We start from the raw sequence: 13615 nt of genomic DNA on the forward strand, positions 1-13615 counted from the left end.
AGCGCACACGGCCGAGCCACGCCGGAATCAGCGGTTCCTGTCCGCTTTCAAGCGATACCTTCACCCGTAAGGGTTAAATCTACTCAAGGGGCGTCAGACGCGTGCCCCGTCCTGCCTACGGTCGCAAGGTGACGAGCAGCAGACTGGAGACCCCCGCGAACGCCCCCGGCGTACACCGGGCGCAGCGCCGCGCGCCCCACTCCTCGCCGAAGCGGCCGCCCGCCCGTTACGAGCCGCATCTCGACGGCCTGTTCACGTACTGCCTCTCCGTCCTCTGCGACCACGATGTCGCAACCGACGCGCTCGGCGCCGTCCTGGCGCTGGCGGAGCGGCAGAGCGGGCGGTGTCCGACGGACGAGGAGGAACGTAAAACCTGGCTGTACGCGCTGGCCAGGTGGACGTGTCTGCGCAGGCTCGCCGAGCAGAAGCAGGGCCGCCAGGCGCACCGTCAGCACGACAAGGCCCCCTCGGCGAAGGGGAACCGCCGCGCCCCGGCCGTCCAGGGAGTACACGCAGGACGGCGTACGCCCCCGCCCCCCGCGGCCGCCCACACCCCCAAGGCGCAGTCCTCGCCGTCCCGTTCCGTGCTGCCGCAGCCGGCCCCCGCCCCGGAGTCCCCGGCTGCCGCGGAGGCACACCGCCGGGAGCTGGCCCAGCTGGCCTGGCCCGAGGCCGCGGGCACCACCCCCGAACAGCGGGAGGCGCTGGAGCTCGCGGTTCGGCACGGGCTCACCCCGTCCGCGGTCGCCGCCGTCCTCGGCCTGGAGGCCGCCGCCGCAAGGGAGCTGCTGGCCGCGGCAGCCTGCGAGGTGGAGCGGACCAGGGCCGCGCTCGCCGTCGTCGAGTCCGGCAGCTGCCCCACCGCCGGACGGCTCACCGGCGACCAGCTGGTCCTGCTCTCCGCCACCCTGCGGCGCGAGCTCGTACGGCACGTGGACGACTGCCCCCGCTGTCGCCGGGCCGCCGAACGGGCCGGTGCGCAGGGCCCCTGGCCCGGTGCGGCCGCGGCCCCGACCGCCGCGCTTGCGGTCGTCGAGGCACCGCGCCCCTCCGCCTACGTGGCCATGATCCACGCCCAGAAGCATCTGAAGAATCGGTCCGCCACCCCGCGGTTCGACCGGGCGGGCTTCCCGATGGACCCCAAGGACCACGCCGCGCGCCGGGACCGGCTGCGGTCGAGGGTCATGACGACGACGGTGGTCGCCACGGTCGTCGCCGCCCCGGTGATCGCCCTGTGGTCCGCCTACCGGGGCGCACCGCTCACCGGCGAGGGGCACGACGGCTCATCGGTCACGGCGTCCGAGACGGACGACGGCCGCGGCGACCCGTACGACCGCTACGAGAACGCGGGCAACGCCAGCCCCGAGCAGGGAGGCCCCCGCTTCACGGACGGCGAGAACCTCCCGGACGTCTCGGCCGAGGTGATCAGCGTGGACACGGACCAGGGCCCGGCATCCGGCCCGCACGGCAACGGCGGGCTGACCGTCGAGGCACGTCTCTCCGGCTCCACGACGATGATCACGCTGACCGCCTCGGCGTCCGGTCCGGTCGCCTGGTCGGCCCGGACGCCGGCGCCCTGGCTGCGCCTCAGCAGCTCGTCCGGGAAGCTCGCCGCGGGCGCCAGTGTCACGATCCGGGTCCTGGTCGACCACGGCCGCGAACCGGCATCGCACTGGACCGCACGGGTCGCCGTGGCCCCGTCGGGTTCGGTGGTCGCGATTCACGGAAACGGCGACAGGCGGCCCTCCGGAGGCCGTCCGCGCCCCTCGCACCCCGCACGGCCCGGCGGCTCGATGCACACGCCCCGGCCCGTCCCTTCGGACCCGCCGCCGTCCTCACCGGACCCCACGGAACCGACGCCCGACCCGACCGAGCCGACACCCGACCCGACGGACCCCAGCACGACCCCGACGGACCCGGGCGAGCCGAGCGGAAGCCCGGACCAGCCGACTCCGACCGGGCCGGGCAGGAGCCCGAGCGTCCCGCCACCGGCGGACTGACGGCCACCCGCCGGCCGATCCGGCGGAACTACGCCGGATCGGCCGGGTGGGGCGCCATCGGCAGCAGCGAGGAGAGCCGCGCCTCGCACAGCTCGACCAGCCGGTCGTACGCCTCCTTGCCCATCAGCTCGGTCAGCTCGGGCCGGTAGGACACGTACACCGGATCGCCCGCCCCGTGCGCCGACGTGGCCGACGTGCACCACCAGTGCAGATCGTGACCGCCGGGGCCCCAGCCCCTGCGGTCGTACTCACCGATCGACACCTGGAGCACGCGCGTGTCGTCGGGCCGGTCGATCCAGTCGTACGTACGCCGGACCGGCAGCTGCCAGCACACGTCGGGTTTGGTCTCCAGGGGCTCCTTGCCCTCCCGCAGCGCCAGGATGTGCAGCGAGCAGCCGGCCCCGGCGGCGAAGCCGGGCCGGTTCTGGAAGATGCAGGAGCCCTCCCAGCGCCGCGTCTGGCGCTCCCCGTCGTCATCGGTCTGGACCCAGCCCGAATCCGTGCCCACGTCGTGGAACTGCCACAGCTCGGGGGTCAGCCGTGCGACGTGACCGGCCACCCGCTCCTCGTCCTCCTCGTCCGAGAAGTGCGCGCCCAGCGTGCAGCAGCCGTCGTCCGCACGGCCGGCCTGGATGCCCTGGCAGCCACTGCCGAAGATGCAGGTCCACCTGGACGTCAGCCAGGTCAGGTCGCAGCGGAAGACCTGCTCGTCGTCGGCCGGGTCCGGGAACTCCACCCAGGCCCGCGCGAAGTCGATCCCCGTCTCGTCGGACCCGTCGGGCCCCGTTGTCTCCGGCTGCCGCATCTCCTGCTTCGTCTTCTGCTTCTTCGTGACTTTGTCCGGCTTCGCCTTTTTCGTCTTTGGCACGCGCCCAGAGTACGACCGACCGGCGCATGGGCGGCGACGGGCAGCAGTAGCGTTCGTCGTATGAGACTCGGAGTCCTCGACGTGGGGTCGAACACGGTTCATCTGCTGGTGGTGGACGCCCACCCCGGCGCCCGCCCGCTGCCCGCGCACTCGCACAAGGCGGAGCTGCGGCTGGCCGAACTCCTCGACGAGGACGGCGCGATCGGCCCGCTCGGTGTTGACCGGCTGGTGACGACGGTCGCCGACGCGCTCCAGGCCGCCGAGGACAAGGGGTGCGAGGACGTGCTGGCGTTCGCCACCTCGGCGGTGCGGGAGGCGAGCAACGCCGACACGGTGCTGGCCCGGGTGCGCGACGAGACGGGCGTCGACCTCGCGGTCCTGAGCGGGGCGGAGGAGGCCCGGCTGACCTTCCTCGCCGCCCGCCGCTGGTTCGGCTGGTCGGCGGGCAAGCTGCTGGTCCTGGACATCGGCGGGGGCTCGCTGGAGATCGCGTACGGCATCGACGAGGAACCGGACGCGGCGGTGTCGCTGCCGCTCGGCGCCGGACGTCTCACCGCCGGCTGGCTGCCGGGCGATCCGCCGGACCCGGCGGAGGTGAAGGCGCTGCGCCGGCACGTACGGGCGAGGATCGCCCGCAGCGTCGGCGAGTTCACCCGCTTCGGCCGCCCCGACCACGTCGTGGCCACCTCCAAGACCTTCAAACAGCTCGCCAGGATCGCGGGCGCCGCCCGCTCCACCGAGGGGCTCTACGTGCAGCGCACCCTCAGCCGCAAGGCACTGGAGGAGTGGGTGCCGAAGCTGGCCGCGATGACGATCGAGGAGCGCGGCAACCTCCCCGGCGTCTCCGACGGGCGGTCCGCCCAGCTGCTGGCGGGGGCCCTGGTCGCGGAGGGTGCCATGGACCTCCTGGGCGTCGAGGAACTGGAGATCTGCCCCTGGGCGCTGCGCGAGGGCGTCATCCTGCGCCGCCTGGACCACCTGCCGGCACAGGACGCCCCGGCCCTGATCTGACAGCTGCCGCACGGAAGGCCACGGCCCGGCTCCGACAGCTGCGGAAGGGCCATGGCCCTTCTCACTTTCAGCCGGGCTCCCTCGGCGCCGCGCACCGCGGCCCGTACGCTGTCTGCGTGGCAGAACCAGTGGTGCGCGTCCCGGATGCGAAGGTCGCCCTGTCGACGGCCTCCGTCTACCCGGAGTCGACGGCGACGGCCTTCGAGATCGCCGCGCGCCTGGGGTACGACGGCGTCGAGGTCATGGTCTGGACCGATCCGGTCAGCCAGGACATCGAGGCCCTGCGCCGGCTCTCGGACTACCACCAGGTGCCGATACTGGCCGTTCACGCCCCCTGTCTCCTGATCACCCAGCGCGTCTGGTCCACCGATCCGTGGGTCAAGCTCCAGCGGGCGCGGGCGGCGGCCGAGAAGCTCGGGGCGTCGACCGTCGTGGTCCACCCCCCGTTCCGCTGGCAGCGGCAGTACGCACGCGACTTCGTCACCGGCATCTGGCGGATGGCGGACGAGACCGACGTCCGGTTCGCCGTCGAGAACATGTACCCGTGGCGCTACCGGGACCGCGAGATGCTCGCGTACGCCCCCGACTGGGACGTCACCAACGACGACTACCGCCACTTCACCGTGGACCTCTCGCACACCGCCACGGCCCGTACGGACGGCATGGCCATGGTCGACCGCATGGGCGACCGGCTGGCCCACGTCCACCTCGCCGACGGCAAGGGTTCCGCCAAGGACGAGCACCTGGTGCCCGGCCGCGGGGACCAGCCGTGCGCGGAGCTGCTGGAGCGGCTGGCCCGGACCGGCTTCGACGGCCATGTCGTCATCGAGGTCAACACGCGCCGGGCGATGTCCACCGCGGAACGCGAGGCCGACCTCGCCGAGGCGCTGGCCTTCACCCGGCTGCACCTCGCGTCGTCCTCGTCCTCCGCCCGGGTACCGCGTTCATGACCACGGGCGACGGAAGCCCGGCCCCCAGACGCCGCGGCCGCCCCTCCCGCACCGACGCGACGACCGGCCCCGATGCCCGCACCCGCATCCTGGAGGCCGCCCGCACCGAGTTCGCCGAGCGCGGCTACGACAAGACGTCGGTCCGCGGCATCGCGAAGTCGGCCGGAGTGGACGCGGCACTGGTCCACCACTACTTCGGTACGAAGGACGAGGTCTTCGCCGCCGCGATCGAGCTCTCCTTCGAGCCCGCCCTGGAGATCCCGGACATCCTCGGCAGCAGCACGGAGGGCCTGGGGGAGCGGCTGGCCCGCTACTTCATCGGCGTATGGGAGAACCCGGTCTCCCGGGCCCCGCTGCTCGCGGTCATGCGGTCGGCCATGACCCACGAGGCGGCGGCGAAGGTGCTGCGCCTCTTCGTGCTGCGACGCCTGCTGGGCCGCATCGCCGAGCAGCTCGACGTCCCCGACGCCACGTTCCGTGCGGAACTGGCCGCGTCGCACATGGTGGGCATCGCGGTGCTGCGCTACGTGATCCAGGCAGAACCCCTGGCCTCGGCCCCGCCGGAGAAGATCATCACCATGGTGGCGCCGACGCTGCAGCGCTACCTGACGGAGGACTGAGTATCGGCCTCGCCGGTGTTCGAGGCGCTGGGACCGGGCGGAGCCCCGGTCGAGGTGTCCCGCCCCGGACCCCTCGGTCCCGGATTCCGGACACCCAGTCCAGATCCTGGCACCGGAGGCGTACGCTCAGAAAGAGTCTTTTCTGTCGAAGGAGCGAGAGACGATGCCCCAGCTGAGGTCCCGCACTGTCACCCACGGCCGCAACATGGCGGGCGCCCGCGCCCTTATGCGGGCCTCGGGCGTAGCGAGCGAGGACATCGGCAAGCCGATCATCGCGGTCGCCAACTCCTTCACGGAGTTCGTCCCCGGCCACACCCACCTCGCCCCCGTCGGCCGCATCGTCTCCGAGGCGATCCAGGCCGCCGGCGCGGTGCCCCGTGAGTTCAACACCATCGCGGTCGACGACGGCATCGCGATGGGCCACGCCGGGATGCTCTACAGCCTCCCGTCCCGTGACCTGATCGCCGACTCCGTCGAGTACATGGTCGAGGCGCACTGCGCCGACGCCCTGATCTGCATCTCGAACTGCGACAAGATCACCCCCGGCATGCTGATGGCCGCGATGCGCCTCAACATCCCCACGGTCTTCGTCTCCGGCGGTCCGATGGAGGCCGGCAAGGCCACCCTCGTCGACGGCACGGTCCGCAAGCTCGACCTGGTCAACGCCATCAGTGACGCGGTCAACGAGAGCATCTCCGACGAGGACATCCTCCGCATCGAGGAGAACGCCTGCCCCACCTGCGGCAGCTGTTCCGGCATGTTCACCGCCAACTCGATGAACTGCCTGACCGAGGTCCTGGGCCTCTCGCTCCCCGGCAACGGTTCCGTGCTCGCCACGCACACCGCCCGCCGGGCGCTGTACGAGGACGCCGGCCGCACGGTCGTGGAGATCACCAAGCGCTACTACGAGCAGGACGACGAGACGGTCCTGCCGCGCTCCATCGGCACCCGCGCCGCGTTCGACAACGCGATGGCGCTGGACATCGCCATGGGCGGCTCGACCAACACGATCCTGCACCTGCTGGCCGCCGCCGAGGAGGCCGAGCTGGCGTACGACCTCGACGACATCAACGAGGTCTCGCGCCGGGTCCCCTGCCTCTCCAAGGTCGCCCCCAACGTGGCCCCCGGTGGTACGTACTACATGGAGGACGTCCACCGGGCCGGCGGCATCCCCGCCCTCCTCGGTGAGCTCCACCGCGGCGGGCTGCTCAACGAGGACGTCCACTCGGTGCACTCGGACACGCTCGCCGAGTGGCTGAAGAACTGGGACGTCCGGGGCGGCTCGCCGTCCCCGGAGGCCGTCGAGCTGTGGCACGCGGCCCCCGGCTGCGTCCGCTCGGCGACCGCGTTCTCGCAGTCCGAGCGCTGGGACACCCTCGACGTGGACGCGGCCGGCGGCTGCATCCGCGACGTGGCGCACGCGTACTCCAAGGACGGCGGCCTCGCGGTCCTCAAGGGGAACCTCGCCGTCGACGGCTGTGTCGTGAAGACGGCCGGCGTCGACGAGTCGATCTGGACCTTCGAGGGCCCCGCGGTCGTCTGCGAGTCGCAGGAGGACGCCGTCGACAAGATCCTCCGCAAGGAGATCAAGGACGGCGACGTCGTCGTCATCCGCTACGAGGGCCCGCGCGGCGGCCCCGGCATGCAGGAGATGCTCTACCCCACCTCGTTCCTCAAGGGCCGCGGCCTGGGCAAGACCTGCGCGCTGGTCACCGACGGCCGCTTCTCCGGCGGTACGTCGGGCCTGTCCATCGGCCACGCCTCTCCGGAGGCGGCGTCGGGCGGCACGATCGCGCTCGTCGAGGACGGCGACCGGATCCGGATCGACATCCCGAACCGCTCGATCGAGCTCCTGGTCCCCGATGCCGAGCTGACCACCCGCCGCGAGGCGCTGAACGGCGTGTACGCGCCGAAGAACCGCGACCGCAAGGTCTCGGCCGCGCTGCGCGCCTACGCGGCCATGGCGACCAGCGCGGACCGCGGCGCCGTCCGCGACGTCTCCAAGCTCGGCTGACGCCCCGTCTCCGGCCCCTCCGACCGAGGGGCCGGAGACCGTGGCGCCCATGGCGCCCAAGAGGGGCCGGACAGGCAGGCGCGTCCGCCGGCCCCCGGCCCTGGGATAATCGGCGTCGTGAGCGAGAACAGCGAGACCCCCGACACGGCGTCGGACACCGGCGGACCGGTGCCCGCACCCGCGGTTGCCGGCGCGACCACGCCCGGCCCGCAGCCCGAGCCCCTCCGCTTCTTCGGCACGACCTGGGTCGCCCACGACGGCAACTACGGTCTGCGCCGCGTCGGCGCCGCCGTCGGCTCGCTCGCCGCTGCGGTCGCCTCCTGCTTCGTGCTGCGGTTCGCCTACCAGGGCCTGGAGGTCGCCGACGTCGGCAGTTTCGTCGGCCTGCTGGTCGTCCTGATGTTCGCCGTGTGCAGCGCGATCGCCTTCCGCAAGACGTGGGAGGGGTTCAGCAGCCGTCCCGCCGACCCCGCCCGCGAGGACAATCTGCGCGGCCTCAAGACGATCGGCTTCATCGGTTCGCTGATCGCCTACTTCATCCGTACGTTCATCGAGGCGCCTGGCGAGAAGCTGCGCCGCGCGGAGTACGAAGCGGCCCAGGTCCGGTACGCGAAGCGCCGGTCGGCCCGGACCGGGAACCCGGCGGCGCGCCGGACGGGGAAGGCGAAGAAGCCCCGCCGCAAGTAGAGCGCCCCGGTCCTGTCACGTCCCCGCCCGGCCGGGGAACGTGACGGCGTGCGGCCTCGCCCCGGCAGCCCCGCCGAGGCCACCATGGGCCGCATGACCCACACGGATCCCACCGCCCCCGGCCCGTCCCCGCGCACCTCGCCCACACCCACGCGCGCCCTGTCGTTCGACCGCGCCGCCGCCCAGTACGGCGCGGCCCGCCCGGGCTACCCGGCCGCCCTCCTGGACGCCGTCGAGGAACTCACCGGCCGCCCCCTGCGGGGCTCCCGCGTCCTCGACGTCGGCGCGGGCACCGGCATCTCGACCCGCCGCCTGTACGACCGGGGCGCCCGCGTCGTGGCCGTGGAACCGGGCCCGGGCATGGCGGCCGAGCTGCGACGGACCCTGCCGGACGTCCCGCTGGTACGGGGCGACGGCAACCACCTCCCCTTCGCCGCGGCCTCGGCCGACCTGATCACGTACGCCCAGTCCTGGCACTGGACCGATCCCACCCGCTCCGCCCCCGAGGCCGTACGTGTCCTGCGGCCGGGCGGCGCGCTCGCCCTGTGGTGGAACGTCGCCGACCCGGACGTCCCCTGGATCGCCGAGCAGGACATCCGCCTGCGCCGCTTCTTCGACGCCGAGGCGCACAGGAAATCCGGGTCCCGCGACGCGGCGGCGACCCGATCCGGCACCCCCACCGCGAACCACGGGGCCCACGGCTCGCCCGTCCACGCCCGCAATATGCCGCCCGAGCTCACGTTCGTACACCGTCGGGTGCCCTGGACCCGGCGCGTCCCGCTGGCCACACACCTCGACAACCTCGGCAGCCACTCCGCCTTCCTGATCATCGGAGACGAGCCCGCCCGGCGCTTCCTCGCCGAGGAGCGCGAGCACCTCGCGCCGCACTTCCCGGACGGCACGGTGGAGGAGGCCTATGCGGTCGACCTGAGCGTGGCCGTTCGCTGATCCGGTACGGGGCGGGGCCCCGGGTCCCTTGACGGCGAGGCGCCACCGCGACAAAATTCATCACATGATGAATTCTTCGGGCGTCGCCATCGAGGCCCGCGGCCTCACCGTCGTACGAGGCAGCCGCACCGTCCTCAAGGGCCTCGGCTTCACCGTCGAGCCGGGCAGGATCACCGGCCTCCTCGGCCCCTCGGGCTGCGGCAAATCCACGCTGATGCGAGCCGTCGTCGGCACCCAGGCCAAGGTCACCGGCACCCTCGACGTCCTGGGCCGGCCCGCGGGACACCCCGCACTCCGCCCGCGGATCGGCTATGTCACCCAGGCGCCGTCCGTCTACACGGACCTCACCGTCCGGCAGAACCTCGACTACTTCGCGGCGATCCTCCAGCCGGGCCGCCGCCACCGGGACGCCCGCCGCGAAGCCGTCACCCGCGCCATCACCGAGGTCGACCTGACCAGCCACGCCGACGCCCTCGCCGGCACGCTCTCCGGCGGTCAGCGCACCCGCGTATCGCTCGCCGTGGCCCTGCTGGGCACCCCCGAACTCCTCGTCCTGGACGAACCCACCGTCGGTCTGGACCCGGTGCTCCGACGCGATCTGTGGAGCCTCTTCCACAGCCTCGCCGCCGACCGCGGCACCACCATCCTGGTCTCCTCGCACGTCATGGACGAGGCGGAGCGCTGCCACCGGCTGCTGCTGATGCGCGAGGGCGAGATCCTCGCCGACGACACCCCCGAGGCCCTGCGTACCGCCTCCCGCACCGACACCGTCGAAGAAGCCTTCCTCCACCTGGTCGACGCGGCCGCCACCCGTCAGGAGAACGCCCGATGAGCACGACGACCACCGCCACCCCGCCCCTCAGCGCGGCCCGCACCCTCGCCACCGCCGCCCGCGTCCTGCGCCAGCTCACCCACGACCCGCGCACCATCGGGCTGCTCCTGCTGATCCCGGTCGTCATGATCACGCTGCTGAGGTACGTCTTCGACGGCAGCCCCAGGACCTTCGACTCCATCGGCGCCTCGCTGCTCGGGATCTTCCCGCTGATCACGATGTTCCTGGTGACGTCGATCGCCACCCTGCGCGAACGCACATCGGGCACCCTCGAACGCCTCCTCGCCATGCCGCTGGGCAAGGGCGACCTGATCGCCGGCTACGCCCTCGCGTTCGGTGCCGTCGCCGTGGTCCAGTCGCTCCTGGCCACCGGCCTGTCCGTGTGGGCGCTCGGCCTGGACGTCACCGGGTCCCCGTGGCTGCTGCTCCTGGTCGCCGTGCTCGACGCCCTGCTCGGCACGGCGCTTGGCCTGTTCGTCTCGGCCTTCGCGGCCTCCGAGTTCCAGGCCGTCCAGTTCATGCCGGCCGTGATCTTCCCGCAGCTCCTGCTCTGCGGACTGTTCATCGCACGGGACCGGATGGCCCCCGTCCTGGAGGCGATCTCGAACGTCCTGCCCATGTCGTACGCCGTCGACGGCATGAACGAGGTGCTCCGGCACACCGACATCACCGGCGACTTCATCCGCGACATCCTGATCGTGGCGGGCTGCGCGCTCCTGGTGCTCACCCTCGGCGCCGCCACCCTCCGCCGCCGTACCACCTGACGGGCCGGTGCGAGGATGGCGGCGACGAGCATCGAGCACCGCCCGGAGGGTGAAACCGCATGACCCAGACAGTCGCAGTCCTCGGCACCGGCAAGATCGGCGAGGCCCTGCTGAGCGGCATGATCCGGGCCGGGTGGCGCCCGGCGAACCTGCTGGTCACCACCCGCCGTTCCGAGCGCGCCGAGGAACTCCGCAACCGCTACGGCGTCGACTCCGTCAGCAACGCCGAGGCCGCCGAGCGCGCCGACATCCTCATCCTCGCGGCCAAGCCCCAGGACATGGGCCGGCTCCTGGACGAGCTCTCCGCCCACGTCACCGCCGACCGCCTGGTCATCAGCGCCGCCGCCGGCATCACGACCGCGTTCATCGAGGACCGTCTCACCGAGGGCACCCCGGTCGTCCGTGTCATGCCGAACACCCCCGTGCTGGTCGACGAGGGAATGTCCGTCATCTCCGCGGGCAGCCACGCCACCACCGGGCACCTCGCCACCGCCGAGGCGATCTTCGGCGGGGTCGGCAAGACCCTGCGCGTCCCCGAGTCCCAGCAGGACGCGGCCACCGCGCTCTCCGGATCGGGCCCCGCGTACTTCTACTTCCTCGTCGAGGCGATGACGGACGCCGGCATCCTGCTGGGCCTGCCCCGCGCCCAGGCCCACGACCTGATCGTCCAGGCCGCCATCGGCGCCGCCGTGATGCTCCGCGACAGCGGCGAGCACCCGGTCAAGCTCCGCGAAGCCGTCACCAGCCCGGCCGGCACCACCATCAGCGCCATCCGCGAACTGGAGAACCACGGGGTACGCGCCGCCCTCATCGCGGCCCTCGAAGCCGCCCGCGACCGCAGCCGCGAACTCGCCTCCGGCAACGGCTGAGCCGTCCGCCTCCGCCCGAGCTGTCCGGCGGCCGAGCCGTCCGGCACCGGCCGAGCTATCCGGCGGCGGAGACCAGCGTCGCCGCCGCGATCAGCTCAGCACTGCGCACCACCTCGGCGAACCCACCGCCGTGCAGCGACACGGCGGTGGCCCGCGCCAGCTCCTGGGCGCCGAGCGTCCACCCCCAAGGACCGACGCCGTCGAACGTGTACGTCGCATCGAGCGCGAAGAACACCTCGTAACCCAGATTCCCCGCCATCCGCGCCGTCGTCTCCGCGCACATATTGGTCTGGATCCCGGCCACCACGACCTGCCGCACTCCGCCCGCCCGCAGCCACTCCGCCAGATCCGGCGTCCCGTAGAACGCCGAGTTCACGTTCTTCGTCAGAAAGAGCTCGGGCCCCCGGCCCTTTCCCCGCCGCTCCTGCACGTACGACTTGAAGTCGTTCCCGGGATATCCCTCCCGCAGCGGTGAATCCGGCTTGAGCGAGTCGTGCCGTACGAACACGACCGGCCGCCCGCTCGACTGCCAGGCATCGATCAGCCCGGCGATGTTCCGGTCCGCCGAGGGATTGTTCCGCGGCCCCCAGTACTCGCTCTCCTCGAATCCCTGTTGCACGTCCACCACTACCAGCGCTGCGTTCTCCGCGATTTCCATGGTTCCGATGCTGCCGCTCCGGACTCCGGCGGCCCAGAGGTCGGAAAGCCATCGATCGATGGTTTACTGCCAGCATGGCCACGATCCCGCTCCCGGCGCCGGGCGCCGCCCCCGTGCCGTCCCGGATCGCCCTCGTCTCCTTCCCGGGCATCCGCGCCTTCGACGTCTCGGTCATCACGGAGGTCTGGGGCGTCGACCGCACCGACCGGGGCGTGCCGGCCTTCGACCTGCGCCGTACCGCCGCCACTCCCGATCCGGTCCCGCTGCGCGGGGGCCTGTCGCTCACCCCGGACCGCACGCTCGCCTGGCTGTCCCGCGCGGAGCTGATCGTGGTCCCCGGTCTCGACGACCACCTGACGCCGGCCCCCGAACCGGTCCTCGAAGCCCTTCGCCGGGCACACGCCCGCGCCACCCCGATCGCCGCCCTCTGCGGGGGCGCGTTCACCCTCGCCCAGGCAGGTCTTCTGGACGGCCGCCGCGCAGTCACCCACTGGAACCTCACAGACCTCCTGCGTACCAAGCACCCCGGCGTGACGGTGGTCCCCGACGCACTCTTCGTCCACGACGACAACCTCTGGACGTCCGCGGGCACCGCGGCCGGCATCGATCTCTGCCTCCACCTCGTACGCACGACCCATGGCGCGGAGGCCGCGGCGACGATCGCACGTTCGATGGTCACGGCCCCGTTCCGTACCGGCACCCAGGCGCAGTTCATCGAGCACCCGACTCCGCACACCGACCGCGACGCCGACACCCTCGCCGAGGTACGGGCCTTCGCCCTGACACATCTGGCCGAACCGCACACGGTCGCCGGCCTGGCGGCGCGAGCCGGCATGTCCCCGCGTTCCTTCGCCCGCCACTTCCAGGCGACCACCGGGACCGCCCCACTGCGCTGGCTGATCACCCAGCGCATCGCCGCAGCTCAGAAGCTGCTTGAACGCACCGACCTCCCCCTGCCCGAGGTCGCACGCCGCACCGGCTTCGGCAGCGAGATCACCATGCGCCAGCACTTCGCGACCCACCTGGCCACCAGCCCGCGCGACTACCGCCTGGCCTTCCACCACACCCCGCCCGAACCGCGGGTTGACACGCCCGAACCGCATCCGTAGTGTGCTCCGAGTTGTCCGACGTGAGCGCCGACCCCGGTCGGTCCCCGGACAGCGATTCCGCAGTAACCACAACGAACGAGCGACAGCTGTCGCCTGTCTCAGCGTGCGTGTTTGCGAAATGAGGAATCCACGTTCGAAGGAACGTGACCCCGATTAGCGTCGAGGCCCTGGATTCCGCTAATGTCTCACTCGTCGGAACGGCCCAACGGCCGCGAGGACAAGCCCCACTGACTGGGAATCAGGCCCGAAAGGATCTGATAGAGTCGGACTCGCCGGAAAGGGAAA

General features: G+C 72.2%; 13 protein-coding genes. 11 read left to right on the forward strand and 2 right to left on the reverse strand.

Translation table 11 applies throughout. The features are described 5' to 3' along the window. Positions 1-128: 128 nt before the first annotated feature. Positions 129-2000, forward strand: coding sequence for a hypothetical protein (locus ACFVJX_RS34225; RefSeq protein WP_384136022.1), 1872 nt, complete (start codon positions 129-131; stop codon positions 1998-2000). Between the two features lie 28 nt (positions 2001-2028). Here the strand turns inward: ACFVJX_RS34225 and ACFVJX_RS34230 are convergent, their stop codons facing one another. Beyond that, the gene (locus ACFVJX_RS34230) at positions 2029-2868 is read right to left on the reverse strand and encodes a hypothetical protein (RefSeq protein WP_384136020.1); all 840 of its coding nucleotides are present in this window, start codon (positions 2866-2868) and stop codon (positions 2029-2031) included. Between the two features lie 60 nt (positions 2869-2928). Between ACFVJX_RS34230 and ACFVJX_RS34235 the strand changes: the two genes are divergently transcribed. The 9 genes from ACFVJX_RS34235 to proC all read left to right on the forward strand — a co-directional run bounded on the left by ACFVJX_RS34235 (position 2929) and on the right by proC (position 11563). Beyond that, positions 2929-3879 (forward strand): Ppx/GppA family phosphatase, encoded by a 951-nt coding sequence (locus tag ACFVJX_RS34235; protein ID WP_384136018.1) that lies wholly within the window; start codon positions 2929-2931, stop codon positions 3877-3879. Between the two features lie 116 nt (positions 3880-3995). Beyond that, a complete protein-coding gene (locus ACFVJX_RS34240) occupies positions 3996-4829 on the forward strand; it encodes a sugar phosphate isomerase/epimerase family protein (protein ID WP_384136017.1) in 834 nt (277 codons plus the stop codon). Further along, a complete protein-coding gene (locus ACFVJX_RS34245) occupies positions 4826-5449 on the forward strand; it encodes a TetR family transcriptional regulator (protein ID WP_384136015.1) in 624 nt (207 codons plus the stop codon). The genes ACFVJX_RS34240 and ACFVJX_RS34245 overlap by 4 nt, the downstream gene beginning before the upstream one ends. 163 nt (positions 5450-5612) lie before the next feature. Beyond that, complete coding sequence (gene ilvD, locus ACFVJX_RS34250) at positions 5613-7463, forward strand: dihydroxy-acid dehydratase (RefSeq protein WP_384136013.1); 1851 nt, start codon at positions 5613-5615, stop codon at positions 7461-7463. 117 nt (positions 7464-7580) lie between these two features. Further along, positions 7581-8150, forward strand: a complete 570-nt coding sequence (locus tag ACFVJX_RS34255) for a hypothetical protein (protein WP_384136011.1) — start codon at positions 7581-7583, stop codon at positions 8148-8150. 93 nt (positions 8151-8243) lie between these two features. Then, entirely contained in the window at positions 8244-9098 is an 855-nt protein-coding gene (locus tag ACFVJX_RS34260; protein ID WP_384136009.1) for a class I SAM-dependent methyltransferase, read from the forward strand. A 64-nt stretch (positions 9099-9162) separates the two neighbouring features. After that, positions 9163-9930: an ABC transporter ATP-binding protein gene (locus tag ACFVJX_RS34265; RefSeq protein ID WP_384136007.1), complete on the forward strand. Its 768-nt coding sequence runs from the start codon at positions 9163-9165 to the stop codon at positions 9928-9930. Then, complete coding sequence (locus ACFVJX_RS34270) at positions 9927-10694, forward strand: ABC transporter permease (protein WP_384136005.1); 768 nt, start codon at positions 9927-9929, stop codon at positions 10692-10694. The genes ACFVJX_RS34265 and ACFVJX_RS34270 overlap by 4 nt, the downstream gene beginning before the upstream one ends. A gap of 59 nt (positions 10695-10753) precedes the next feature. Beyond that, positions 10754-11563 carry a pyrroline-5-carboxylate reductase gene (gene proC / locus ACFVJX_RS34275; RefSeq protein WP_384136003.1) on the forward strand — a complete coding sequence of 270 codons (810 nt, stop codon included), beginning with the start codon at positions 10754-10756 and terminating at the stop codon, positions 11561-11563. 55 nt (positions 11564-11618) lie between these two features. On the opposite strand, the gene ACFVJX_RS34280 is transcribed toward proC, so the two are convergent. Beyond that, positions 11619-12221, reverse strand: coding sequence for a cysteine hydrolase family protein (locus ACFVJX_RS34280; RefSeq protein ID WP_384136001.1), 603 nt, complete (start codon positions 12219-12221; stop codon positions 11619-11621). Positions 12222-12295: 74 nt separating this feature from the next. On the opposite strand from ACFVJX_RS34280, the gene ACFVJX_RS34285 reads away from it, so the two are divergent. After that, positions 12296-13330 (forward strand): GlxA family transcriptional regulator, encoded by a 1035-nt coding sequence (locus tag ACFVJX_RS34285; protein ID WP_384135999.1) that lies wholly within the window; start codon positions 12296-12298, stop codon positions 13328-13330. Positions 13331-13615: the final 285 nt, after the last annotated feature.

The organism is Streptomyces sp. NPDC127177 (genome assembly GCF_042672475.1).
In the GTDB taxonomy this organism is placed as follows: domain Bacteria; phylum Actinomycetota; class Actinomycetes; order Streptomycetales; family Streptomycetaceae; genus Streptomyces.